Origin of the sequence: Hafnia alvei (assembly GCF_034424155.1) — a bacterium.
GTDB lineage: Bacteria > Pseudomonadota > Gammaproteobacteria > Enterobacterales > Enterobacteriaceae > Hafnia > Hafnia alvei.
Genome location: NZ_CP139992.1, coordinates 277751 through 302785, shown reverse-complemented (window position 1 = coordinate 302785; position 25035 = coordinate 277751). Strand labels below are relative to the sequence as shown.

Annotated in this window: 17 protein-coding genes, 1 tRNA gene, 1 rRNA gene and 1 riboswitch; of the genes, 9 read left to right on the top strand and 10 right to left on the bottom strand. The window is 50.6% G+C overall.

Features of this window, described 5'->3' with window-relative positions:
* Positions 1 to 135: 135 nt before the first annotated feature.
* Positions 136 to 211, bottom strand: a tRNA-Glu gene (locus U0008_RS01420).
* 138 nt (positions 212 to 349) lie between these two features.
* Positions 350 to 1892, bottom strand: a 16S ribosomal RNA gene (locus U0008_RS01415).
* Positions 1893 to 2518: 626 nt separating this feature from the next.
* On the opposite strand from U0008_RS01415, the gene purH reads away from it, so the two are divergent.
* Positions 2519 to 4138: a bifunctional phosphoribosylaminoimidazolecarboxamide formyltransferase/IMP cyclohydrolase gene (gene purH, locus U0008_RS01410; RefSeq protein ID WP_051874058.1), complete on the top strand. Its 1620-nt coding sequence runs from the start codon at positions 2519 to 2521 to the stop codon at positions 4136 to 4138.
* Between the two features lie 68 nt (positions 4139 to 4206).
* Positions 4207 to 5490, top strand: a complete 1284-nt coding sequence (gene purD / locus U0008_RS01405) for a phosphoribosylamine--glycine ligase (RefSeq protein ID WP_043490386.1) — start codon at positions 4207 to 4209, stop codon at positions 5488 to 5490.
* A 43-nt stretch (positions 5491 to 5533) separates the two neighbouring features.
* Here purD and U0008_RS01400 read toward each other — a convergent pair whose 3' ends face one another.
* From U0008_RS01400 to nudC, 6 genes are all read right to left on the bottom strand, one after another.
* A complete protein-coding gene (locus tag U0008_RS01400) occupies positions 5534 to 6217 on the bottom strand; it encodes a DUF1481 domain-containing protein (protein ID WP_051874057.1) in 684 nt (227 codons plus the stop codon).
* A gap of 48 nt (positions 6218 to 6265) precedes the next feature.
* Positions 6266 to 6538 (bottom strand): nucleoid-associated protein HU-alpha, encoded by a 273-nt coding sequence (gene hupA, locus U0008_RS01395; RefSeq protein WP_025802812.1) that lies wholly within the window; start codon positions 6536 to 6538, stop codon positions 6266 to 6268.
* 189 nt (positions 6539 to 6727) lie between these two features.
* Entirely contained in the window at positions 6728 to 7318 is a 591-nt protein-coding gene (locus U0008_RS01390; RefSeq protein ID WP_004089424.1) for a YjaG family protein, read from the bottom strand.
* 80 nt (positions 7319 to 7398) lie between these two features.
* Complete coding sequence (nfi, locus tag U0008_RS01385) at positions 7399 to 8082, bottom strand: deoxyribonuclease V (protein ID WP_043490384.1); 684 nt, start codon at positions 8080 to 8082, stop codon at positions 7399 to 7401.
* A gap of 10 nt (positions 8083 to 8092) precedes the next feature.
* Positions 8093 to 9157 (bottom strand): uroporphyrinogen decarboxylase, encoded by a 1065-nt coding sequence (gene hemE, locus U0008_RS01380; RefSeq protein ID WP_043490382.1) that lies wholly within the window; start codon positions 9155 to 9157, stop codon positions 8093 to 8095.
* A gap of 41 nt (positions 9158 to 9198) precedes the next feature.
* Positions 9199 to 9978 (bottom strand): NAD(+) diphosphatase, encoded by a 780-nt coding sequence (gene nudC / locus U0008_RS01375; protein ID WP_043490379.1) that lies wholly within the window; start codon positions 9976 to 9978, stop codon positions 9199 to 9201.
* A gap of 78 nt (positions 9979 to 10056) precedes the next feature.
* Between nudC and U0008_RS01370 the strand changes: the two genes are divergently transcribed.
* From U0008_RS01370 to thiH, 7 genes are all read left to right on the top strand, one after another.
* Positions 10057 to 10572, top strand: coding sequence for an Rsd/AlgQ family anti-sigma factor (locus U0008_RS01370; protein ID WP_025802803.1), 516 nt, complete (start codon positions 10057 to 10059; stop codon positions 10570 to 10572).
* 71 nt (positions 10573 to 10643) lie between these two features.
* Positions 10644 to 10765: riboswitch (TPP riboswitch) on the top strand.
* Positions 10766 to 10893: 128 nt separating this feature from the next.
* Positions 10894 to 12840 carry a phosphomethylpyrimidine synthase ThiC gene (gene thiC, locus U0008_RS01365; protein ID WP_043490377.1) on the top strand — a complete coding sequence of 649 codons (1947 nt, stop codon included), beginning with the start codon at positions 10894 to 10896 and terminating at the stop codon, positions 12838 to 12840.
* Entirely contained in the window at positions 12840 to 13484 is a 645-nt protein-coding gene (thiE, locus tag U0008_RS01360; RefSeq protein ID WP_043490375.1) for a thiamine phosphate synthase, read from the top strand. The genes thiC and thiE overlap by 1 nt, the downstream gene beginning before the upstream one ends.
* Entirely contained in the window at positions 13477 to 14229 is a 753-nt protein-coding gene (locus U0008_RS01355; protein WP_043490372.1) for a HesA/MoeB/ThiF family protein, read from the top strand. Before thiE ends, U0008_RS01355 begins: the two co-directional genes overlap by 8 nt.
* Positions 14226 to 14426 (top strand): sulfur carrier protein ThiS, encoded by a 201-nt coding sequence (gene thiS, locus U0008_RS01350; RefSeq protein WP_043490371.1) that lies wholly within the window; start codon positions 14226 to 14228, stop codon positions 14424 to 14426. The genes U0008_RS01355 and thiS overlap by 4 nt, the downstream gene beginning before the upstream one ends.
* 1 nt (position 14427) lies before the next feature.
* Positions 14428 to 15207 (top strand): thiazole synthase, encoded by a 780-nt coding sequence (locus tag U0008_RS01345; protein WP_043490368.1) that lies wholly within the window; start codon positions 14428 to 14430, stop codon positions 15205 to 15207.
* A 3-nt stretch (positions 15208 to 15210) separates the two neighbouring features.
* Positions 15211 to 16341 (top strand): 2-iminoacetate synthase ThiH, encoded by a 1131-nt coding sequence (gene thiH / locus U0008_RS01340; RefSeq protein ID WP_043490365.1) that lies wholly within the window; start codon positions 15211 to 15213, stop codon positions 16339 to 16341.
* A gap of 274 nt (positions 16342 to 16615) precedes the next feature.
* On the opposite strand, the gene rpoC is transcribed toward thiH, so the two are convergent.
* Complete coding sequence (rpoC, locus tag U0008_RS01335; protein ID WP_025802789.1) at positions 16616 to 20836, bottom strand: DNA-directed RNA polymerase subunit beta'; 4221 nt, start codon at positions 20834 to 20836, stop codon at positions 16616 to 16618.
* Between the two features lie 142 nt (positions 20837 to 20978).
* Positions 20979 to 25007: a DNA-directed RNA polymerase subunit beta gene (gene rpoB, locus U0008_RS01330; protein WP_025802787.1), complete on the bottom strand. Its 4029-nt coding sequence runs from the start codon at positions 25005 to 25007 to the stop codon at positions 20979 to 20981.
* Positions 25008 to 25035 lie beyond the last annotated feature (28 nt).

Here is a 25035-nt window from a genome sequence, read left to right as displayed (position 1 = left end):
CAGTGTGTCTCACAGTTGCTTAAGCTTTCAAATTTCAGCTTGTTCCAGATTGTTAAAGAGCAATATCTTAAACACGACTTAATAAAGTCATCTTTAAGATATTCAGGTGATAATGTCTTTCACTCATTATCGGAATGGCGTCCCCAAGGGGATTCGAACCCCTGTTACAGCCGTGAAAGGGCAGTGTCCTAGGCCTCTAGACGATGGGGACACGAAAATACCGACAAAGCTTTCGCTTTCTCGTTTCGTATCAGCATGAGTCTTAAAACTCACGACATCAACAGGTGCTCTTGCTCATTAATTTCATCAGACAATCTGTGTGGACACTGCACTTAACGCTATCTTTAGGTAAGGAGGTGATCCAACCGCAGGTTCCCCTACGGTTACCTTGTTACGACTTCACCCCAGTCATGAATCACAAAGTGGTAAGCGCCCTCCCGAAGGTTAAGCTACCTACTTCTTTTGCAACCCACTCCCATGGTGTGACGGGCGGTGTGTACAAGGCCCGGGAACGTATTCACCGTAGCATTCTGATCTACGATTACTAGCGATTCCGACTTCATGGAGTCGAGTTGCAGACTCCAATCCGGACTACGACATACTTTATGAGGTCCGCTTGCTCTCGCGAGTTTGCTTCTCTTTGTATATGCCATTGTAGCACGTGTGTAGCCCTACTCGTAAGGGCCATGATGACTTGACGTCATCCCCACCTTCCTCCGGTTTATCACCGGCAGTCTCCTTTGAGTTCCCGCCATTACGCGCTGGCAACAAAGGATAAGGGTTGCGCTCGTTGCGGGACTTAACCCAACATTTCACAACACGAGCTGACGACAGCCATGCAGCACCTGTCTCAGAGTTCCCGAAGGCACTAAAGCATCTCTGCTAAATTCTCTGGATGTCAAGAGTAGGTAAGGTTCTTCGCGTTGCATCGAATTAAACCACATGCTCCACCGCTTGTGCGGGCCCCCGTCAATTCATTTGAGTTTTAACCTTGCGGCCGTACTCCCCAGGCGGTCGACTTAACGCGTTAGCTCCGGAAGCCACGCCTCAAGGGCACAACCTCCAAGTCGACATCGTTTACAGCGTGGACTACCAGGGTATCTAATCCTGTTTGCTCCCCACGCTTTCGCACCTGAGCGTCAGTCTTTGTCCAGGGGGCCGCCTTCGCCACCGGTATTCCTCCAGATCTCTACGCATTTCACCGCTACACCTGGAATTCTACCCCCCTCTACAAGACTCTAGCTTGCCAGTTTCAAATGCAGTTCCCAAGTTAAGCTCGGGGATTTCACATCTGACTTAACAAACCGCCTGCGTGCGCTTTACGCCCAGTAATTCCGATTAACGCTTGCACCCTCCGTATTACCGCGGCTGCTGGCACGGAGTTAGCCGGTGCTTCTTCTGCGAGTAACGTCAATCACTGTGGTTATTAACCACAATGCCTTCCTCCTCGCTGAAAGTACTTTACAACCCGAAGGCCTTCTTCATACACGCGGCATGGCTGCATCAGGCTTGCGCCCATTGTGCAATATTCCCCACTGCTGCCTCCCGTAGGAGTCTGGACCGTGTCTCAGTTCCAGTGTGGCTGGTCATCCTCTCAGACCAGCTAGAGATCGTCGCCTAGGTGAGCCATTACCCCACCTACTAGCTAATCCCATCTGGGCACATCTGATGGCGTGAGGCCCGAAGGTCCCCCACTTTGGTCCGAAGACATCATGCGGTATTAGCTACCGTTTCCAGTAGTTATCCCCCTCCATCAGGCAGTTTCCCAGACATTACTCACCCGTCCGCCGCTCGTCACCCAGAGAGCAAGCTCTCTTGTGCTACCGCTCGACTTGCATGTGTTAGGCCTGCCGCCAGCGTTCAATCTGAGCCATGATCAAACTCTTCAATTAAAAGCTTGATTTGCTTCAACAAGTGAAGCGATGCTCGAAAATTAACTTTCGTAATAATTCAACTAAATGAATTACTGCTTGGTCACTCTTCAAGACTTTAATATTTTATCGTCCGAGGACGTTAGATATTGTCTTGTGAGTGCCCACACAGATTGTCTGATAAATTGTTAAAGAGCAGTGAGTTAGGAGACTAAGCTTGCTAACTCGAGGTGGCGTATAATACGCTTTCCTCTTTCAGAGTCAACCCTAAATTTCAGGATTTTTTCTCTTGCGATTTCTTATCGAAACCGCCGATACGGTGTGAAGTGATTCACATGTTCCGTGTCGATGGAGGCGCATTATAGGGAGTTCTCACGGGCTGACAACCCTTAATTTCCATTAAATTGATCGTTTGCTGCATTCCACAGCAAAACCCCGCTTTATACCTATTTGTGCACAAACTTATCCACAGAACGATATTGGTGACAAATTTGACGAGCATCACGCAAACGTTTTCGTTACAATCTGGATGCGCTAAAATCTTTCGACCTCTTCCAACGAAGGGGCGTTATTTGAATAAAACGGGCATACCGTATTCACATAACGCTCTTTATATTGCGATTCCATAGCCGAGGGATATAACTACCATGCATTCCAGTTCACAAAACACGAGCTCAGCTTCCGCTTACCGTCCGATTCGCCGTGCGCTGCTCAGCGTATCTGATAAAGCCGGTATTGTTGAGTTTGCTCAGGCGCTCAGTTCGCGTGGCGTTGAGCTGCTTTCAACCGGCGGCACTGCCCGCCTGTTAGCGGAAGCAGGTTTACCCGTGACCGAGGTTTCTGATTACACCGGATTCCCCGAAATGATGGATGGCCGAGTGAAGACTTTGCATCCTAAAGTGCATGGCGGAATTCTTGGTCGTCGCGGCCAAGACGATGACATTATGTCTCACCACGATATTAAGCCTATCGATATGGTTGTTGTGAATCTTTATCCCTTCGCTCAGACCGTAGCTCGCCCAGATTGCTCTTTAGCCGACGCCGTTGAGAATATCGATATCGGTGGACCAACCATGGTGCGCTCGGCAGCCAAGAATCATAAAGACGTTGCGATTGTGGTGAACAATAGTGACTTCGATGCCATCATTAATGAGATGGATAGCAATGAGGGTTCTTTAACCCACGCGACGCGTTTCGATTTAGCCATTAAGGCATTCGAGCACACCGCTGCCTACGATGGCATGATCGCGAATTACTTTGGAACGATGGTTCCTCCTTATTATGGTAATACCGAAGAACCTTCTGGCCGCTTCCCTCGCACGCTGAATCTGAGCTATATAAAGAAACAAGATATGCGCTACGGAGAAAACAGCCATCAGGATGCTGCCTTCTATATAGAAGAGAATGTGACTGAAGCATCTGTTGCAACCGCCAATCAGCTTCAGGGCAAAGCGCTTTCTTACAACAACATTGCTGATACCGATGCAGCGTTGGAGTGTGTGAAAGAGTTTAGTGAGCCAGCTTGTGTGATTGTGAAGCATGCTAACCCGTGCGGTGTTGCCGTTGGTGGTTCTATTTTAGATGCCTACGAGCGCGCTTATAAAACTGACCCAACCTCTGCCTTTGGCGGCATCATTGCCTTTAACCGTGAGCTCGACGCCGAAACCGCTCAGGCGATTATTAGCCGTCAGTTTGTCGAAGTCATTATTGCCCCACACATCAGCGAACCTGCGCTTGAGCTGCTGGCAGCCAAACAAAACGTGCGTGTCTTAGCCTGTGGTGAATGGGATGCTCGCCAAAATGGATTAGATTTCAAACGCGTTAACGGCGGCTTACTGGTTCAGGACCGCGATTTAGGCATGGTCAAAGAATCCGACCTGCGCGTCGTCACCACTCGCCAACCAACCGAACAGGAAATGCGTGATGCGCTGTTTTGCTGGAAAGTAGCCAAATTTGTGAAATCCAACGCTATCGTTTATGCCCGAGACAAAATGACCATCGGCATTGGTGCTGGCCAGATGAGCCGCGTGTACTCTGCCAAAATCGCCGGCATCAAAGCCGCCGATGAAGGATTAGAAGTCGCGGGCTCCGTGATGGCATCAGATGCTTTCTTCCCATTCCGCGACGGTATTGATGCTGCTGCATCCGTCGGCATCACCTGCGTTATTCAGCCAGGGGGTTCTATTCGTGATGATGAAGTCATCGCCGCTGCGAATGAGCACGGGATCGCCATGATCTTCACGGATATGCGTCATTTCCGTCATTAATCATTTTTATCTTTATTAATCTCTTCTGTTTTTCGTGCGCCTGCGGGCGCACCTTTTGAGGTGAGCGCATGAATATCCTGATTATCGGTAACGGCGGCCGTGAGCACGCACTAGCATGGAAAGCGGCTCAATCGCCGTTAGCAGATAAAGTCTACGTAGCCCCAGGTAATGCGGGGACTGCGCTGGAGCCAGCCCTAGAAAACGTCGATATCTCAGCAACCGATATCAACGCGCTTTTGGCATTTGCCCAAAGCCATGATATTGGCCTGACAATTGTTGGCCCTGAAGCGCCGCTGGTGATTGGCGTCGTGGATGCGTTCCAAGCGGCGGGGCTGAAAATTTTCGGCCCATCACAGGCAGCCGCTCAGTTAGAAGGCTCAAAAGCATTCACCAAAGATTTCTTGGCTCGTCATCGTATTCCCACAGCCCAGTATCGTAACTTTACCGATGTCGAACCCGCCATTAGCTATATCCGTAGCCAAGGCGCACCTATCGTTATCAAGGCCGACGGTCTGGCCGCAGGCAAAGGCGTAATTGTTGCGATGACGCTCGAAGAAGCCGAAGCCGCGGTTCACGATATGTTGGCAGGCAACGCATTTGGTGACGCAGGCCATCGCATCGTCGTTGAAGAGTTCCTCGACGGCGAAGAAGCGAGCTTTATCGTCATGGTTGACGGAAAGAACGTGCTACCAATGGCCACCAGCCAAGATCATAAACGGGTCGGCGATGGCGACACTGGGCCAAATACCGGCGGCATGGGTGCATATTCACCGGCACCGGTGGTCACCGATGAAATTCACCAGCGCGTTATGGATGAGGTGATCTGGCCAACGGTGCACGGCATGGCGAAAGAGGGTAACCCGTACTCTGGTTTTCTTTACGCAGGCCTGATGATTTCAGCCCAAGGCGAGCCAAAAGTTATCGAGTTTAACTGTCGATTTGGCGACCCTGAAACTCAGCCTATCATGCTACGCATGAAATCAGACTTGGTAGAGCTTTGCCTAGCCGGTGCTGAGGGTAAATTAAACGAGAAAGAGTCACTGTGGGATGAACGTGACGCGCTAGGCGTCGTGATCGCTGCGGGCGGATATCCTGGAGATTATCGAACCGGTGATGTCATTCATGGCCTGCCGTCGGTTTCCGCAGAGGGCGAGAAAGTTTTCCACGCAGGCACCCAAATGCAGGGCAACGATGTGGTGACTCATGGCGGGCGCGTATTGTGCGTCACTGCCCTAGGACATGGAATCGAGCAAGCACAGAAAAATGCGTATCAGCTCGCAAAACAGGTCGGCTGGAAAGAGAGTTTCTATCGTCAGGATATTGGCTATCGGGCTATCGGGCGCGGTCGTTAATAACCCCCAGACCGAGGATCATCACGGTGGTTCTCGGTTTTCTTTACAGCGTATCTACCGTCGGTTCCCAACTGCAAAAATCTTCATTGGCTGCCAGCAATAGCTGGCGGCCTTCTGGCGCATCAAGCCATGCTATCCCGAGAGGCTGAGACGAACGTGCGGCTCGGCTTTCGATCCAATTCAACTGCCACGCTTCTAGCTTCAGAGATTGAGTTTCCCCCGCGCAGCTCGTGAACTGACCATTCTGCCAACGGCCTTGGATGAGGTGAACTTTACCGACTCGCAGTGCTTCTGAGACTTCAACCATATGGCGGGACTGGTATTGGCTTCGGGCGATATCGTCAGACGTGAGTAGCTGTCGCTGATTGCCAATTTGGCGCTGCATAAAGCTGATTTCGCCCTTCTCATCTAACCGAAGCTCAATAACGTTTTGCTCATTGCCCTGCACAGTTTGCCGTACTAGGTTCAATTTGCCATCTTGATAGGCGTAGTAGCTGATTACCGTGCCTTTCCCTTCTAAGGGGCTATAGACACTCATAATTGCCTGCGGCTGATGCTGAGGATCGTCTTTACGCCAAATGCGCATCATGCCTTGATCGGCGATATAGCCAGTTGCCGTAAAACGAGGGGAGGGGTTTTGCGAACTGCAACCAGAGAGCGTCACAGCAAGCCCTGCCGCGATCAGTAATGCCGCTACAGGTTTACAGATGAACAAAAGGGGCGTCAACGCCCCCCTGTTTACTTCTTTCACAAACAGGCTGTGAATCACGCGGTCTTATTTAACTGCGTCTTTCAGAGCTTTACCAGAAACGAACGCTGGTACGTTTGCTGCTGCAATTTTGATTTCCATACCAGTCTGCGGGTTGCGGCCAGTGCGCTCGTTACGATGATTCACTTTAAAAGTACCGAAACCAACCAATTGTACTGCATCACCGTCTTTCAGAGACTCGGTAATCGCTGCCAGAGTAGATTCCAGAGCTGCCTTAGCCTGAGTTTTAGACAGGTCAGCTTTTTCTGCGATTACATCAATCAGTTGAGTCTTGTTCATAAGTTATCCTTACAGTGTGTTTATCGTTTGCAAAGCATCGAGTGCGACGGATATGCCGATTGACAGCACTCTCCTGCATACACGCACCGATAGCCACTTTTTTTACGCCCCCCAAATGTAGAACAACCGGGGTACGAATGTGAAGCCTTAAGGGACGACAAATCAGGTGTTAAATCACGTTTTGCCGTCTTATTGCGCTAAATTTACACCGATATTACTGACACCTGCTTCACGCAGGTCAGATCTTAATCCTTTGATGAGCTCTAAATCGCGCTCCTCGCATTCAACGAGCAGGCGGAAAATCTCCCATTGGATGTCTAACTCATCTTGCATTGCCGGTAATTCTTTCAACTCTTCATCGGTCATTTCACGACCGGCCTGAGTCATTTCCAGCATGCCGACGGTACGCAGTGATGTTTCACTGACTGTAATCGCATGTTCTAGCATCTCACCGCTTAAACGGGAGTGCACAGCTTCACCCAACGCAATACAAGCGTCAATCGCAGGGTAAACACCGTAAATATCATAGTCGTCAGCTGACGGAATTGCCTCTTCCAGTTTCTCTAACTGGTTGTCGAAATTCACTTTAGCGTCTTTTACCGTCAATGTTTCCCAAATCAGATCCAGAATTCGGCGGTAAACCATAGGATCGCCAAATCCGGTTTGCAGGCAAAATGCCTGATAATTTGGGTACATACGTTCACACAAACTGGCGATGAACGTAAGATGTTGCCAGCTTTCCAGCTTTTCTAGCCGTTTGTGAATCGGGTTACGCAGCATGCTAAGTCTCTTAGAGAAAAGTAAGTCTCTGAAAAATAATTCCGGCGCAGTGTAACTGAAAAATCAAGAGATCCCTATATCTACACGCGATTATCAGAATCTTGGAGTAACCAGCGTTGAAAAGCTGGTCGATTAGAGGCGATGGCATCTGCCCAACGCGTGGGTTCAGGTAAGCGATAGCCTCGCATACAGCTTTGAATAAAAGATAAAGCCGTAGGCAAACTGATACGATGCCCCGTTGATATAAACAACGGGTTACAGCGTGCTTTACTGCGCCAAACCCAACCAATTTGCTCTTGTTTGTCATTGAGCGGCTGCAAGGCACCCACGGCATTATCTAAAGGGGCAAACTGGCCGCACAGGCGGCTTTTAGCAACGCCGATAGTGGGAACATCCGCAAGCAAGCCAAAATGGCTAGCAACGCCTAAACGACGCGGATGTGCAATTCCCTGTCCATCGACCACCACCAACTGTGGCCGGTGTTGTAGCATACCCCACGCCTTGAGCAGCGCAGGATATTCACGAAACGAAAGAAAACCAGGAATATACGGCATTTGAGTTTCGATACGTGCTATCTGGTATTCCACCAGCTCAAGGGAGGGATAACGTAACACTGCGATAGCCGCTCGCGTAACTTCGCCCCCTTGCTCAAAACCCACATCAGCACCGGCGATAAGCGTCGGTTGTTCAAACCCTAGATCGTCGATACGAACAATCTGGCTCGCTTTTTCCATCTGCTCTTCGCGCAGTGCTTGCATATCCATGCTTTAAGTCCTATCGATGATACTTAGCTGAAAGCCGATGGACAGCCTCAACAAAGGTTCCTGCATTTTCTGGCGGCACATCCTGATGGATACCGTGACCAAGATTGAATACGTGCCCAGTGCCCTCTCCGAAACCGTCTAGGATAGTCGAGACTTCCTGCTCAATTCGAGCCGCAGGCGCATACAGCATGGAAGGATCCATATTGCCTTGCAGCGCGACTTTGTCACCGACACGGCGACGAGCATCGGCGATATCCGTGCTCCAGTCTAAACCTAACGCGTCACAGCCGGTTTCAGCCATAGCTTCCAGCCACTGACCACCACCTTTGGTGAATAACGTCACGGGAACACGACGACCGTCATGTTCACGGATCAGCCCATCAACGATTTTATGCATGTAGTGTAGCGAGAACAGGCGATAGTCACGGCCTGTCAGCACGCCGCCCCATGTATCAAAAATCATGACTGACTGAGCGCCAGCGCGGATCTGCGCATTGAGGTACAAAATCACGCTATCGGCCAGTTTATCCAGCAGCAGATGCAGCGTTGCTGGCTCGGCATACATCATCTTTTTAATTTTGGTGAAAGCTTTGCTGCTGCCGCCTTCCACCATATAGGTCGCGAGCGTCCACGGGCTTCCAGAGAAACCAATCAGTGGAACCTGTCCTTCCAGATTTTTACGGATGGTGCGTACCGCATTCATCACATACCCCAATTCATCTTCAGGATCGGGAATGGGCAGTTTTTCTACATCGGCTTTACAGGTAATCGGTGATGAGAAACGAGGGCCTTCACCCGTTTCAAAATAGAGTCCAAGCCCCATCGCATCAGGAATAGTCAAAATGTCTGAAAACAGAATTGCCGCATCTAGCGCATAACGGCGCAGCGGTTGAAGTGTGACTTCACAGGCTAACTCAGCATTTTTGCACAAAGACATAAAATCACCGGCCTGAGCACGGGTGGCTTTATATTCTGGCAAATAACGTCCGGCCTGACGCATCATCCATACCGGTGTTATGTCTACAGGCTGGCGCAATAGTGCGCGCAGGTAGCGGTCGTTCTTCAGTTCAGTCATCCTTTGGCTCCCTAAATAATCTCATCGCATTGTAGCATGCGTTATTCGCCTTCTGTGTCTTCTCGACAAAGTGCTACGGTATCTTCAATTAAACGCCGCGCTACCGTGCCTGCTGGCGGCAGCTGAGGTAGATTGTCATAGCGATACCAACCCGCATTCAATAACTCTTTTGGATCGTGCTGAAGTTCTCCGCCTGCATAATCCGCCATAAAAGCCACCATCAATGAGTGCGGGAACGGCCACGGCTGAGAAGCAACGTAGCGCAGGTTTTTAATTTGAACGCGACTCTCTTCCATAATTTCACGTGCGGCAGCTTGCTCAAGCGTTTCGCCCACCTCAACAAAACCCGCCAATACGGTGTGTATACCGTTCCGGTGACGCTTATGTTGCGCCAACAGGATCTCATCGCCGCGACGAATAGCCACGATAATGCACGGCGCAATTTGCGGATAATAACGCTGGCGGCAGTTAGGGCACATACTTGCCCACTCTGAGCGACTGGAGTACATCTCATGTCCACAATAACCACAAAACGTATGCGAACGGAAAAACTCGGCCAGTTGAACACCACGGCCAACGAGCTGGAAAAGGCCGCGATCAACGTCAATCAGTTGGCGAACTGACACCATATCTTGCCGACGCGCCTCTTCTATCAACCACATGGGATGTCCTTCCCACTCGCCAATTTGGTGCGCCGATTTGGTGCTGAGTTGCCATTGCAGGGCAGAACCAAAAGGCAGATCGCCACGGGGTAGCCAGACCTTACCTTCATGACTAATTACCCACCAGCCGATGTCATCATCTTTTAACTGTTGTTCCATATCTTTGACATTAAACCTCTGCTAATCTGGCATTCGATTGTTGCTAATTTGTAACATTTACCTCATGGAGTTGAATATATGCTCAACCGTCTCGAACATCTGACTCAACGCGTAGGTGGTAGTAATGAATTAATCGACCAATGGTTGCAAGCCCGCAAGCAACTGCTCGTGGCCTATTGTGCACTGGTTGGTATTAAACCAAATAAAGAAAAGCATACCCCGCTCAATGAAAAAGCGCTGGAGAACTTCTGCCACAATCTGGTTGATTACCTCTCAGCCGGTCATTTCCATGTTTACGATCGTATCGTAGAACTGGTTGGCGGCGATGACAGCCCACACATGGCGGTAACAAAAAAAATCTATCCTGCGCTACACGATAATACCAAGCTGATTATGGCGTTTCACGATCGCTTTACCGATGATGAACTGAGCGAAGAAGAGTGTTTAGCTCTTCATGACGCCCTTTCACACATTGGGGAAACGCTAGCCGCCCGTTTTGCCTTAGAAGACAACCTGATCCAAATTGCCTATGACATCTGGCAAGCCAATACGCCTGCTGCGGATAATGATGATTCATTGGCGCGCCCAGCATAACGCCTGAAAGTAGCATAGACATTACAGCTTAGTTAACAGCTTGCAGTTTTGCTCTCCCGCTCCTACACTGGGCTCTCTTGTCGGAGTGCCTAGTGAGCGGGATCCTTTCCCACTTCAGGCTGAGACCGTTAATTCGGGATCCGCGGAACCTGATCGGGTTAATACCCGCGAAGGGAACAAGAGTAATCCTTTGCACCCACCAGCATTTATCTATCGCTGATGGGTTGCCTGCTATCTATTACTCCCTCCGAGCTCCAGACAAGCAATTCTCCAACTTGATTTTTAATCATTGTTAAACCAGAACACTGGTAGGAATTTGCTATGTCTATGAATAAAAAAGAAACGAACCAAGCCCCACTTTCTCGCCGTGAACAACGCGCGCAGGCCCAAGCCTTTATCGATCATCTACGCGGTGAAGCCTACCCTAACTCCCAACGCATCTACCTAACCGGCTCGCGTGAGGATATTCGCGTGCCGATGCGCGAGATCCAGCTTAGTCCAACGCTGCTTGGCGGCAGCAAAGATAACCCACAGTATGAGCCCAACGAGCCGATCCCCGTTTACGATACTGCAGGCCCCTATGGCGATCCCAATGCCGATTTAGACGTGCGTAATGGCTTGAAGCCGCTGCGCCATCCATGGATTGCCGAACGAGGTGATACCGAGTCGCTGGATCAACTGAGCTCAGCCTATACCCAACAGCGCTTAGCCGATGACGGGCTCGATCATTTACGCTTCGACAACCTGCCACAGCCACGTCGCGCTAAAACTGGCAAATGTGTAACACAGCTTCATTACGCACGTCAGGGGATCGTCACGCCAGAAATGGAGTTCATCGCTATCCGTGAAAACATGGGCCGCGAACGTATTCGTGGCGATGTACTGCGTCAGCAACATCCCGGGCAAAATTTTGGTGCGCTGCTGCCAAAAGATATCACGGCCGAATTTGTCCGCAGTGAAGTGGCCGCCGGACGCGCCATTATCCCTTCCAATATCAATCACCCAGAATCAGAACCTATGATTATTGGGCGTAATTTCTTGGTGAAGGTGAACGCAAATATCGGTAACTCCGCCGTGACCTCTTCGATTGAAGAAGAAGTGGAAAAACTGGTGTGGTCTACCCGTTGGGGAGCGGATACCGTGATGGATTTGTCCACCGGCCGCTATATTCATGAAACGCGAGAGTGGATTTTACGCAACAGCCCAGTGCCCATCGGCACCGTTCCAATCTATCAAGCATTGGAAAAAGTGAACGGTATTGCCGAAAACCTCAACTGGGAAATCTTCCGCGATACGCTACTAGAACAGGCAGAACAAGGCGTTGACTATTTTACTATTCACGCCGGTGTACTGTTACGCTACGTTCCAATGACGGCTAAGCGCCTAACCGGGATCGTCTCCCGTGGCGGTTCGATTATGGCCAAATGGTGCCTTTCACATCATAAAGAAAACTTCCTCTTCGAGCGCTTCCGTGAAATTTGCCAAATCTGTGCAGCCTATGATGTGTCGCTCTCATTGGGCGATGGATTGCGTCCGGGCTCGATTCAAGATGCTAACGATGAAGCTCAGTTTGCAGAACTCCATACGCTCGGCGAGCTCACCAAGATTGCATGGGAATATGATGTTCAGGTCATGATCGAAGGCCCTGGGCATGTGCCAATGCAGATGATCCGCCGCAACATGACCGAAGAGCTAGAGCACTGCCACGAAGCACCGTTTTATACGCTGGGGCCACTGACAACGGATATTGCTCCAGGTTATGACCATTTCACCTCAGGCATCGGCGCCGCCATGATTGGCTGGTTCGGTTGTGCCATGCTCTGCTACGTCACCCCGAAAGAGCACTTAGGATTACCCAACAAAGAAGACGTCAAACAAGGCCTCATCACTTACAAGATCGCAGCGCATGCCGCCGATCTTGCCAAAGGGCATCCGGGCGCTCAGATCCGCGATAACGCCATGTCAAAAGCCCGCTTTGAATTCCGTTGGGAAGATCAGTTCAATCTGGCACTCGATCCGCATACGGCAAGAGCCTATCACGACGAAACGCTGCCGCAAGAATCAGGCAAAGTGGCACATTTTTGCTCCATGTGTGGGCCAAAATTCTGCTCAATGAAGATCTCTCAGGAAGTGCGTGACTATGCCGCAAAACAGGAAGAGTTAGCCCAACCGGTTGAAGTGGGTATGGCACAGATGTCTGAAGCCTTTCGTGCGAAAGGTAGCGAGATCTATCACACCGCCAGCAACCTACAAACGGAGAAAAGCTAATGGCTTTACTAACCTTCCCAGCAACCGAACAACGCCTTGGTCTTTATCCCGTTGTCGATAGCGTTGAATGGATTGAGCACCTGCTTAAGGCAGGCGTGCGCACGATCCAGTTGCGAATCAAAGATCTACCAGAACAGGCGGTAGAGTCTGATATTGCTCACGCCATTGCCTTAGGCCGACACTACCAGGCACGTTTATTTATTAATGATTATTGGCAGCTCGCCATTAAACATTGTGCTTACGGCGTCCACCTAGGCCAAGAAGATCTGGATATCGCCGATCTTCAAGCGATCAGCAACGCGCAGCTTCGTCTAGGACTTTCCACACATGACGATGCCGAAATGGATCGTGCTCTGTCTTATCGCCCCTCATATATCGCATTAGGCCATATATTCCCCACCCAAACCAAAGTGATGCCGTCTGCGCCACAGGGGCTTATCGATCTCAAACGGCAGGTTGCTCGTATTCCTGATTACTCCACCGTCGCCATCGGCGGGATCAGTATCGATCGCGTTCCCGCTGTGCTGGAATGTGGTGTCGGCAGCATTGCCGTAGTCAGCGCCATTACGCAGGCGCCGGACTGGCTGGCCGCTACCGACACTTTGCTACAGCTCATAGAGAATCGGAGAGCCAACGATGCTTAGCGATCACGATTTTATGCGCTATAGCCGCCAACTGTTGCTCGAAGAAATTGGCTCTCAGGGCCAGGAAAATCTCAGCGCCGCTAGCGTTTTAATTGTTGGATTGGGTGGATTAGGCGCTCCGGCAGCCTTGTATTTGGCGGCTGCGGGCGTTGGTAAGATCCTGCTCGCCGACGACGATCGTCTGCATATCAGCAATCTCCAGCGCCAGATCCTATATACCACCCGCGATCTGGAGCAATACAAAGCAGAGACGGCGAAGCAACGCCTACAGGCGCTAAATCCTCAGGTGGAGTTCATCACCCTATCTGAACGCTTAGCCGGTGACGCTCTTCGGGAAGCTGTGGCACAGGTCGATTTAATCCTCGACTGTAGCGACAACATGCCTACGCGTCAGGCGGTAAATTCTGCCTGCGTTTCCCAAAATAAACCGTTGATCAGCGGCAGTGCCGTGGGGTTTGGCGGGCAACTGATGGTCATTGAACCACCGTTTGCACAGGGCTGTTATCGATGCCTATGGCCAGATGACGTGGAGCCTCAGCGCAATTGCCGTAATGCTGGCGTACTTGGCCCAGTTGTTGGCGTGATCGGAACGTTACAAGCCCTAGAAGCCATCAAGATGCTCGCCGGTATGCCTTCTGCTTTAGCCGGAAAACTGCGGCTATTCGATGGGCGTCAGCAAAGCTGGCGTACGTTTGGCCTGAAACGCGCTCCTGCCTGCCCAGTATGCGGAGCACATAGCGTATGAAGATCACCGTCAACGATGAAAAAATAACGCTCGATACTCCCACCAGCGTCGAGAACTTACTGACACAACTAGGCCGACACCAGCAAGGCACTGCGCTTGCGCTTAATCAAACAATTCTCCCCCGCGAGCACTGGGCAACACAGCAGCTTGCCGAAGGAGATGACATTGTGGTGTTCCAAGCTATTGCTGGAGGTTGAGATGTTACAGATTGCAGATAAAACGTTTTCTTCACGCCTTTTCACCGGAACTGGAAAGTTTTCTTCGGCGGAGAAAATGCTCGCAGCGCTCAATGAGTCTGGCTCTCAGCTCATTACGATGGCAATGAAACGCGTTGATCTTAAAAGTGGCAACGACGCCATTCTTGCTCCACTGCGTCAGCTTAATGCCAGCCTGCTGCCCAATACTTCAGGGGCAAAAACTGCCGAAGAGGCCGTATTTGCGGCCAAACTGGCTCGCGAGGCACTAGGAACTCACTGGGTGAAACTTGAAATTCATCCCGACGTTCGCTACCTGCTGCCAGATCCGATAGAAACCCTCAAAGCGGCAGAAATATTAGTGAAAGCGGGTTTTGTTGTTCTACCGTATTGCGGTGCCGATCCTGTGCTGTGTAAACGTTTAGAAGAAGTAGGCTGTGCCGCCGTCATGCCGCTTGGCGCACCGATTGGCTCTAATCAGGGAATTATTACCCGAGAGTTTCTACAAATCATTATTGAGCAAGCGAAGGTGCCAGTAGTGGTCGATGCTGGGATCGGGGCTCCCAGCCATGCCAGTGCAGCGATGGAACTGGGCGCAGACGCCGTTTTGGTTAACACCGCTATCGCTGTTGCTCGTGATCCCGTGGCGATGGCAAAAGCTTTTAGACTCGCCGTTGAGGCTGGACGGATTGCCTACCAAAGCGGTTTGGGGTCTCCAAGCCATCATGCCAGCGCCACCAGCCCACTGACCGGGTTTTTGCATTCATCGAAACAGGAGGTTTAGATTGTGGAAACCTTCACACAATGCTGGCAACAGCTGAACTGGGATGATATTGGACTAAGAATCAATGCCAAAACTAATGCCGATGTTGAACGTGCATTAATGGCCGCGCGGCCCAATCGTGAAGATATGTTGGCTCTGCTATCACCGGCTGCGGCTGGCTATCTCGAGCCTATGGCACACAAAGCACAGCAGCTTACACGCCAACGCTTCGGCAACACGGTAGGGTTTTACGTTCCCCTTTATCTCTCAAATCTGTGCGCTAACGATTGTACCTATTGCGGCTTCTCCATGAGTAACCGCCTTAAGCGCAAAACGCTGGATGGGGCTGAGATTGAACGTGAATGTGAAGCTATTCGCGCTATGGGGTTTGACAGCCTTTTGTTAGTCACCGGCGAGCATCAGGCAAAAGTCGGGATGGATTATTTTCGCCAACATTTACCTAAAATCCGGCGTCATTTCAGTTCGCTAATGATGGAAGTTCAGCCATTAGCACAGGAAGAATACGCAGAGCTCAAAACGCTAGGGTTAGATGGCGTGATGGTCTATCAAGAAACCTATCATCCCTCGGTGTATGCTCAACATCACTTAAAAGGAAATAAGCAGGATTTCTTTTGGCGACTTGAAACTCCCGATCGTTTAGGCAAAGCAGGGATCGACAAGATCGGGATAGGCGCACTGATTGGGTTATCGGATAATTGGCGAACCGACTGTTTTATGGTTGCAGAGCATTTAACGTGGCTTCAGCAAACTTATTGGCAGAGCCGATACTCCATTTCGTTCCCGCGCTTACGCCCTTGTACCGGTGGTATCGAACCGGCATCAATTATGGATGAAGCACAGCTGGTGCAAACCATCTGTGCATTTCGTATTTTTGCCCCCGAGATCGAGCTCTCCCTCTCCACGCGCGAATCTCCTGAATTCAGAGATAACGTCGTACCATTGGCTATCAACAACGTCAGCGCATTTTCAAAAACTCAGCCCGGAGGCTATGCCGATAATCATCCAGAGCTCGAACAGTTCACGCCTCACGACGGACGAACTCCCGCTCAGGTGGCAACATCGCTAGTTTCATCAGGGCTACAGCCGGTATGGAAAGACTGGGATGGATATTTGGGAAGAACGCCGCAGTTTTAAAGGCAACACTGCAACTAAAGACGTTTCTGAATAGCGTATATTCCAGTTTAAAAAACATCGGGTAGCAATAGAAATTAGGCAACATAAAGTACATCCGCTGATGCAGTCTAAGGCATTAGTCAGAGCTCATTCATCCCTCTAAGCTCTGCTGACCAAAACAGGCTAACCGAGTCTCCGAAGCTCGGTTAGCCTGCCTCGTTTAAAGATATTTTCTAAATTTCAGACATAAAAAAACCGCTCCGAAGAGCGGTTTTTATTAGGCACGAATCAACGATTACTCGTCGTCGCCACGCATGCTTGCGTTCAGCAGCTCTGCCAAGTTAGCAGTAGCTTCTTCCGCACTCACCTGTGGAGCAACAGGAGCTTCGCCCTGAGCTTTACGGCGAGCACGATCCTGATGATAAGCGTAACCTGTACCGGCTGGGATCAGACGACCCACGATTACGTTTTCTTTCAGGCCGCGCAGTTCATCACGCTTACCAGCAACGGCAGCTTCGGTCAGAACGCGAGTTGTTTCCTGGAACGAAGCAGCAGAGATGAAGGACTCAGTCGCCAGAGAAGCTTTGGTGATACCCAGCAGGTCACGGCTGTATGTTGCCGCAATCTTGCCGTTCGCTTCCAACTCACGGTTCGCGATTTTAACGCGAGAGAACTCAACCTGTTCGCCTTCCAGGAACTCAGAGCTACCAGCGCTATCGATGGTTGCTTTACGCAGCATCTGACGCACGATGACTTCGATGTGTTTATCGTTAATCTTAACGCCTTGCAGACGGTAAACGTCCTGCACTTCGTTGGTGATATAACGAGTCACAGCATGAACGCCACGCAGACGCAGGATGTCATGCGGAGATTCTGGACCATCGGAAACCACGTCACCACGTTCTACACGTTCGCCTTCGAACACGTTCAGCTGACGCCATTTCGGAATCATCTCTTCGTACGGTTCGCTACCATCCAGCGGAGTAATTACCAGACGACGTTTACCTTTGGTTTCTTTACCGAAGGAAATGACACCCGTAATTTCTGCCAAGATCGCAGGTTCTTTCGGACGACGTGCTTCGAACAGGTCAGCAACGCGTGGCAGACCACCGGTAATATCCTTGGTACCGCCGGATTCCTGAGGAATACGCGCCAAGGTGTCACCCGCATGGATCTGAGTACCATCTTCCAACTGAACGATCGCTTTACCTGGCAGGAAGTATTGAGCAGCCATATCGGTGCCTGGGATCAATACATCGTCGCCTTTAGCGTCAACGATTTTCAGTGCTGGACGCAGATCTTTACCGCTACCGGTACGCTCTGCAGAATCCAGAACAACCAGAGAAGACAAACCGGTCAGTTCGTCGGTCTGGCGGGTAATGGTCTGAGTATCGATGATGTCAGTGAAACGGATGAAACCGCTAACTTCTGAAACAACCGGCATGGTATGCGGGTCCCAGTTAGCTACAGTTTCGCCGCCGTTGACTTCAGCGCCATCGCCTTTAGCCATAACAGAGCCGTAAGGCACTTTATAGCTTTCTTTAGTACGGCCGAATTCGTCGATCAGTTTCAGCTCGGTATTACGCGAGGTAATAACCAGCTTCTTATCGCTATTCAGAACGAACTTAGCGTTGTTCAGTTTCAGATGACCTTTGTTTTTCACCTGAATGCTGGACTCTGCCGCCGCACGAGATGCCGCACCACCGATGTGGAACGTACGCATCGTCAGCTGTGTACCCGGTTCACCGATGGACTGTGCCGCGATAACCCCGATTGCCTCACCCTTGTTGATGATGTGGCCACGAGCCAAGTCACGACCGTAGCAGTGTGCACACACACCGAAGTCGGTTTCACAGCTAACAACGGAACGAACCTTGATGATGTCAACGGAGTGTTCTTCTAACAGATCACACCATTTTTCATTCAGCAGGGTGTTACGTGGAACCAGAATATCTGCGGTGCCTGGCTTCAGAACTTCTTCAGCCGTCACACGACCCAATACGCGATCGCGCAGTGGCTCTTTAACGTCACCACCTTCGATAACCGGAGTCATCACGATGCCGTTGTGGGTACCACAGTCATCTTCGATAACGACCAAGTCTTGCGCTACGTCTACCAGACGACGAGTCAGGTAACCGGAGTTCGCAGTTTTCAGTGCGGTATCCGCCAAGCCTTTACGAGCACCGTGAGTAGAGATGAAGTACTGGAGTACGTTCAGACCTTCACGGAAGTTCGCGGTGATTGGCGTTTCGATGATGGAGCCATCTGGCTTAGCCATCAGACCACGCATACCGGCCAGCTGACGAATCTGCGCAGCAGAACCACGAGCACCGGAGTCGGCCATCATAAAGATACTGTTGAAGGAAACCTGACGCTCTTCTTCACCCTTGCTGTTAATAACCAGCTCGGTAGACAGGTTTTCCATCATCGCTTTAGCAACACGTTCGTTGGCCGCAGCCCAAATATCGATGACTTTGTTGTAACGTTCGCCCGCTGTAACCAGACCAGACTGGAACTGTTCCTGAATCTCAGCAACTTCTGCTTCGGCTTCAGAAATGATTTCCACTTTCTTCTCTGGAATAACCATATCATCGATACCAACGGAAGCACCTGAACGCGCAGCGTAGGCAAAACCGGTGTACATGATCTGGTCAGCAAAGATAACGGTCGGCTTCAAGCCCAGGATGCGGTAACAAGTGTTCAGCATCTTGGAGATCGCTTTTTTACCCAACGGCTGGTTAACGATGCTGTATGGCAGGCCCTGAGGCACAATCATCCACAGAATCGCACGACCAACGGTGGTGTCGATCAAACCGGTACTTGTTACCCATTCGCCTTCTGCATTTTTCTCGGTTTGCGTAATACGCACTTTAACGCGAGCGTGCAGAGAAGCCAGACCAGCGCGATAAATACGCTCTGCTTCTTTAGGGCCACTCAGAACCATGCCTTCGCCTTTAGCGTTAACACAGTCACGAGTCATGTAATACAGACCCAATACAACGTCCTGAGAAGGAACGATGATTGGCTCGCCGTTCGCAGGTGACAGGATGTTGTTGGTAGACATCATCAACGCACGCGCTTCCAGCTGGGCTTCCAGCGTCAACGGTACGTGAACAGCCATCTGGTCACCATCGAAGTCGGCGTTATATGCCGCACAAACCAGCGGGTGAAGCTGAATAGCTTTACCTTCGATCAGTAACGGTTCAAATGCCTGGATACCCAAACGGTGCAGTGTTGGTGCACGGTTCAGCATCACTGGGTGTTCGCGGATAACTTCGTCCAGGATATCCCAAACGACAGCTTCTTCGCGCTCAACCATTTTCTTCGCAGCTTTAATGGTGGTAGCAAGACCACGCAGTTCCAGCTTGCCGTAGATGAACGGCTTGAATAGCTCCAGCGCCATTTTTTTAGGCAGACCGCACTGATGCAGACGCAGGTATGGACCTACGGTGATTACAGAACGACCGGAGTAGTCAACACGTTTACCCAACAGGTTCTGACGGAAACGACCCTGCTTACCTTTGATCATATCGGCCAAAGATTTCAGAGGACGTTTGTTTGAACCGGTGATCGCACGGCCGCGACGACCGTTATCCAACAGGGCGTCAACCGCTTCCTGAAGCATACGTTTTTCGTTGCGTACGATGATGTCCGGCGCAGCCAGATCCAGCAGACGTTTCAGACGGTTGTTACGGTTAATGACGCGACGATACAGATCGTTCAGGTCAGAAGTCGCAAAACGACCGCCGTCCAGCGGTACCAATGGGCGCAGATCTGGCGGCAGAACCGGCAGAACGGTCAGGATCATCCACTCTGGTTTGTTACCAGATTGAACGAACGCTTCCAGCAGCTTGATACGCTTGGTCAGCTTTTTACGTTTGGTTTCGGAGTTGGTTTCGTTCAACTCTTCGCGCAGCTGTTCGCATTCCGCTTCCAGATCCATGTTTTTCAACAGGCCTTGGATAGCTTCAGCACCCATCTTCGCGTCGAATTCGTCACCGAACTCTTCCAGAGCGTCCAGATACTGCTCTTCAGTCAGGATCTGACGACGTTCCAGATTGGTCATGCCGCCTTCAACAACGACATAAGACTCAAAATACAGAACGCGTTCAATATCACGCAGCGGCATGTCTAACAGCAAGCCGATACGGGATGGCAGTGATTTCAGGAACCAGATATGTGCAGTCGGAGAAGCCAGTTCGATATGGCCCATACGCTCACGACGTACTTTAGTCTGAGTAACTTCAACACCACATTTTTCGCAGATAACACCGCGGTGTTTCAAACGCTTGTACTTACCGCACAGGCATTCGTAATCTTTTACCGGCCCAAAGATACGGGCGCAGAAAAGGCCGTCACGTTCTGGTTTGAACGTACGGTAGTTAATGGTTTCCGGCTTCTTAACTTCGCCGAAAGACCAAGAACGGATCATGTCTGGCGAGGCCAGAGCAATTTTGATCGCGTCAAACTCTTCGGTCTTAGTTTGAGCTTTCAGAAACTTCAGTAAGTCTTTCACGGATTGGCTCCTGTCGGAGTTAGACCTGTTGGGCATTCGGATACCACCCAAATGCCCCTGTGACCAGTGCAACCACTGACTAAGCGCCCCGCTTTCACAGGGCGCTTAGCGGCTGGTGTTACTTGCAATTCGAATGAACGAATTACTCGTCTTCCAGCTCAATGTTAATACCGAGCGAGCGGATTTCTTTCAACAATACGTTGAAGGATTCCGGCATGCCTGGTTCCATACGGTGGTCGCCATCCACGATGTTTTTGTACATCTTGGTACGGCCGTTTACATCGTCGGACTTGACGGTCAGCATTTCCTGCAGCGTGTAGGCAGCGCCATACGCTTCCAGTGCCCATACTTCCATCTCACCGAAGCGCTGACCACCGAACTGAGCTTTACCACCCAGCGGCTGCTGAGTAACCAAGCTGTAAGAACCGGTAGAACGCGCATGCATTTTGTCATCAACCAAGTGGTTCAGTTTCAGCATATACATGTAGCCGACAGTAACCTGACGCTCAAACTGCTCGCCGGTACGGCCATCAAACAGCGTGATCTGACCAGAGGTAGGGATGCCACCTAATGTCAGAAGCTCTTTGATTTCTTTCTCTTTCGCACCATCGAAGACTGGTGTTGCGATTGGCAGACCTTTTTTCAGGTTCTCAGCCAGACGCATAACTTCGTCATCGGTAAAGGTGTTCAGATCAACGGTCTGACGCGTGTTATCGCCCAGATCGTAGGCTTTCTGAATGAACTCACGCAGCTTGGCCACTTCCTGCTGCTGCTTCAGCATGGCGTTAATTTTCTCACCAATACCTTTTGCAGCCATACCCAAGTGGGTTTCCAGGATCTGACCGATGTTCATACGTGATGGTACGCCCAGCGGGTTCAGTACGATGTCTACCGGAGTACCGTTTTCATCGTAAGGCATATCTTCGATCGGGTTGATCTTAGAGATAACACCTTTGTTACCGTGGCGGCCTGCCATCTTGTCACCAGGTTGGATCTGACGTTTAACAGCCAGATAAACCTTAACAATTTTCAGTACGCCTGGAGCCAGATCGTCGCCCTGAGTGATCTTACGACGCTTAGCATCCAGTTTCTTCTCGAAATCAGATTTCAGTTCGTCGTACTGCTCAGCCAACTGCTCGAGCTGGTTCTGTTTAGCTTCATCAGCCAGACCCAGTTCTAACCAGCGGTCGCGTGGCAGCTTAGCCAATTTCTCAGCTTCAACACCACCAGATACCAGCACGTCATGGATACGGGCAAACAAGCCAGCTTCCAAGATCTGCAGTTCTTCAGTCAGGTCTTTCTTAGCCTGCTTCAGCTGCATCTCTTCGATTTCAAGCGCACGTTTGTCTTTTTCTACGCCGTCGCGAGTAAAGACCTGTACGTCGATAACGGTACCAGAAACACTGTTTGGAACGCGCAGAGAAGAATCTTTAACATCAGATGCTTTCTCACCGAAGATCGCGCGCAGTAGTTTCTCTTCTGGAGTCAGCTGAGTTTCGCCTTTAGGCGTTACTTTACCAACCAGAATGTCACCACCTTTCACTTCTGCACCGATATAAACGATACCGGATTCATCCAGTTTAGAGAGCGCTGCTTCACCCACGTTAGGGATGTCAGCGGTGATCTCTTCAGGCCCCAGTTTGGTGTCACGAGACACACAGGCCAGTTCCTGGATGTGGATAGACGTGAAGCGGTCTTCCTGTACAACACGCTCAGACACCAAGATGGAGTCTTCGAAGTTGTAACCGTTCCATGGCATGAATGCCACGCGCATGTTCTGACCCAGAGCCAATTCACCCAGATCGGTAGACGGGCCGTCAGCCAGCACGTCGCCACGTTCAATTGGTTCGCCCAGATTGACACACGGCATCTGGCTGATGCAGGTGTTCTGGTTAGAACGGGTGTATTTGGTCAGGTTATAAATATCAATGCCTGCTTCGCCTGGGTACATCTCATCTTCGTTAACTTTGATAACGATACGAGAAGCATCCACGTACTGGATCACACCACCACGTTTAGCAACAGCGGTAACACCGGAGTCAACGGCTACAGCACGTTCCATACCGGTACCAACCAGCGGCTTATCAGCACGCAGAGTTGGAACGGCCTGACGTTGCATGTTCGCACCCATCAATGCACGGTTGGCGTCATCGTGTTCCAAGAACGGGATCAGGGAAGCACCGACAGAAACCACCTGCTGGGTGGAAACGTCCATGTAGTCAACCTGATCGCGGCTGAACAAACTTGATTCGCCTTTGCTACGGCAAGTAACCAGATCTTCTACAAAGCGGCCTTCGTCGTCCAAGTTGGAGTTCGCCTGAGCGATGACGTAGTTGCCTTCTTCGATAGCAGACAGGTAATGAATCTCATCAGTTACAATTCCATCACGAACGCGGCGGTATGGAGTTTCCAAGAAGCCGTATTCGTTAGTCTGCGCATAAACAGACAGGGAGTTGATCAGACCGATGTTTGGACCTTCAGGCGTTTCGATTGGACATACACGACCGTAGTGAGTCGGATGAACGTCTCGAACTTCAAAGCCTGCGCGCTCACGAGTCAAACCACCTGGGCCCAACGCGGAGATACGACGCTTATGCGTAATTTCTGACAGCGGGTTGTTTTGGTCCATGAACTGAGACAGCTGGCTGGAACCAAAGAACTCTTTAACGGCTGCAGAAATTGGCTTGGCGTTGATCATGTCCTGAGGCATCAGCATATCGAGGTCGCCCAAAGACAGACGCTCTTTAACTGCACGCTCAACACGTACCAGACCTACACGGAACTGGTTCTCAGCCATTTCGCCCACGGAACGGATACGACGGTTACCCAAGTGGTCGATATCGTCCACTTCGCCTTTACCGTTACGGATATCGATGAGTTTACGCATCACTTCAATGATGTCGTCTTTGCTCAGGATACCGGAGCCTTCAATCTCTTCACGCAGCAGAGAACGGTTGAACTTCATACGACCAACCGCAGACAGATCATAGCGGTCTTCGGAGAAGAACAGGTTCTCGAACAGGTTTTCAGCTGCTTCGCGTGTTGGTGGCTCACCAGGACGCATCATGCGATAGATTTCAACCAGCGCGCTTAAGCGGTCGCTTGTTGGATCGACGCGAATGGTCTCAGAAATATAAGCACCGTGATCCAAGTCGTTGGTGAACAGCGTTTCGATACGCTTGTAACCCGCTTGGCTCAGCTTAGCCAGCAGATCCAGTGACAGCTCCATGTTGGCTGCACAGATCAGCTCACCGGTATTCTCGTCGATGAAATCTTTAGCGACGACTTTACCAGCAATGTACTCAACTGGAACTTCGATCAGCGTAATGCCGTCTTTTTCCAATTGGCGAATGTGGCGTGCGGTAATACGGCGGCCTTTTTCAACATAGACCTTGCCGTCAGCTTCGATATCGAAGGACGCAGTTTCGCCACGCAGACGTTCTGGAACCAGCTCCATCTGCAGTTTATTGTCACGAATCTCGAAGACAACTTTGTCGAAGAACAGGTCAAGGATCTGCTCAGTCGTAAAGTTCAATGCGCGCAGAATAATGGTCGCAGGTAATTTACGGCGACGGTCAATACGCACAAACAGGTTGTCTTTCGGATCGAATTCGAAATCTAACCATGAACCACGGTAAGGGATGATACGTGCGTTATACAGCACTTTACCCGATGAATGGGTTTTACCCTTATCGCTGTCAAAGAACACGCCTGGGCTACGGTGTAACTGAGATACGATTACGCGCTCAGTACCGTTGATAACGAAAGTACCGTTATCAGTCATGAGTGGAATTTCACCCATGTAGACTTCTTGTTCTTTGATGTCTTTAACGGTGCCTTCCGGCGCCTCACGCTCGTAAATCACCAGACGCAGTTTAACGCGCAGCGGAGCGGAGTAAGTTACGCCACGGATCTGGCATTCTTTAACATCGAATACCGGCTCACCGAGACGATAGCTGACATACTGCAGCTCGGAATTACCACTGTAACTCTGGATTGGGAATACGGAACGGAATGCTGCTTCCAGGCCGTGTTGCCCTTCCGGATCTTGCTCGATAAATTTCTGGAACGAGTCAAGCTGGATAGAAAGGAGATAAGGTATGTCCAAAACTTGTGGACGCTTACCAAAATCCTTACGAATACGTTTTTTCTCGGTATAGGAGTAAACCATAGGGTTCCTCAGCTCGCTGATCAGTGAC

What these genes read in the sequence shown, in the direction of transcription:
- purD (WP_043490386.1), top strand. Translation starts at nt 4,207, where the DNA reads ATGAATATCCTGATTATCGGTAACGGCGGCCGTGAGCACGCACTAGCA.
- rpoB (WP_025802787.1), bottom strand. Translation starts at nt 25,007, where the DNA reads ATGGTTTACTCCTATACCGAGAAAAAACGTATTCGTAAGGATTTTGGT.
- thiE (WP_043490375.1), top strand. Translation starts at nt 12,840, where the DNA reads ATGGCTTTACTAACCTTCCCAGCAACCGAACAACGCCTTGGTCTTTAT.
- U0008_RS01370 (WP_025802803.1), top strand. Translation starts at nt 10,057, where the DNA reads ATGCTCAACCGTCTCGAACATCTGACTCAACGCGTAGGTGGTAGTAAT.
- thiC (WP_043490377.1), top strand. Translation starts at nt 10,894, where the DNA reads ATGTCTATGAATAAAAAAGAAACGAACCAAGCCCCACTTTCTCGCCGT.
- U0008_RS01355 (WP_043490372.1), top strand. Translation starts at nt 13,477, where the DNA reads ATGCTTAGCGATCACGATTTTATGCGCTATAGCCGCCAACTGTTGCTC.
- U0008_RS01390 (WP_004089424.1), bottom strand. Translation starts at nt 7,318, where the DNA reads ATGCTGCGTAACCCGATTCACAAACGGCTAGAAAAGCTGGAAAGCTGG.
- purH (WP_051874058.1), top strand. Translation starts at nt 2,519, where the DNA reads ATGCATTCCAGTTCACAAAACACGAGCTCAGCTTCCGCTTACCGTCCG.
- thiS (WP_043490371.1), top strand. Translation starts at nt 14,226, where the DNA reads ATGAAGATCACCGTCAACGATGAAAAAATAACGCTCGATACTCCCACC.
- hemE (WP_043490382.1), bottom strand. Translation starts at nt 9,157, where the DNA reads ATGACTGAACTGAAGAACGACCGCTACCTGCGCGCACTATTGCGCCAG.
- nfi (WP_043490384.1), bottom strand. Translation starts at nt 8,082, where the DNA reads ATGGATATGCAAGCACTGCGCGAAGAGCAGATGGAAAAAGCGAGCCAG.
- nudC (WP_043490379.1), bottom strand. Translation starts at nt 9,978, where the DNA reads ATGGAACAACAGTTAAAAGATGATGACATCGGCTGGTGGGTAATTAGT.
- U0008_RS01345 (WP_043490368.1), top strand. Translation starts at nt 14,428, where the DNA reads ATGTTACAGATTGCAGATAAAACGTTTTCTTCACGCCTTTTCACCGGA.
- hupA (WP_025802812.1), bottom strand. Translation starts at nt 6,538, where the DNA reads ATGAACAAGACTCAACTGATTGATGTAATCGCAGAAAAAGCTGACCTG.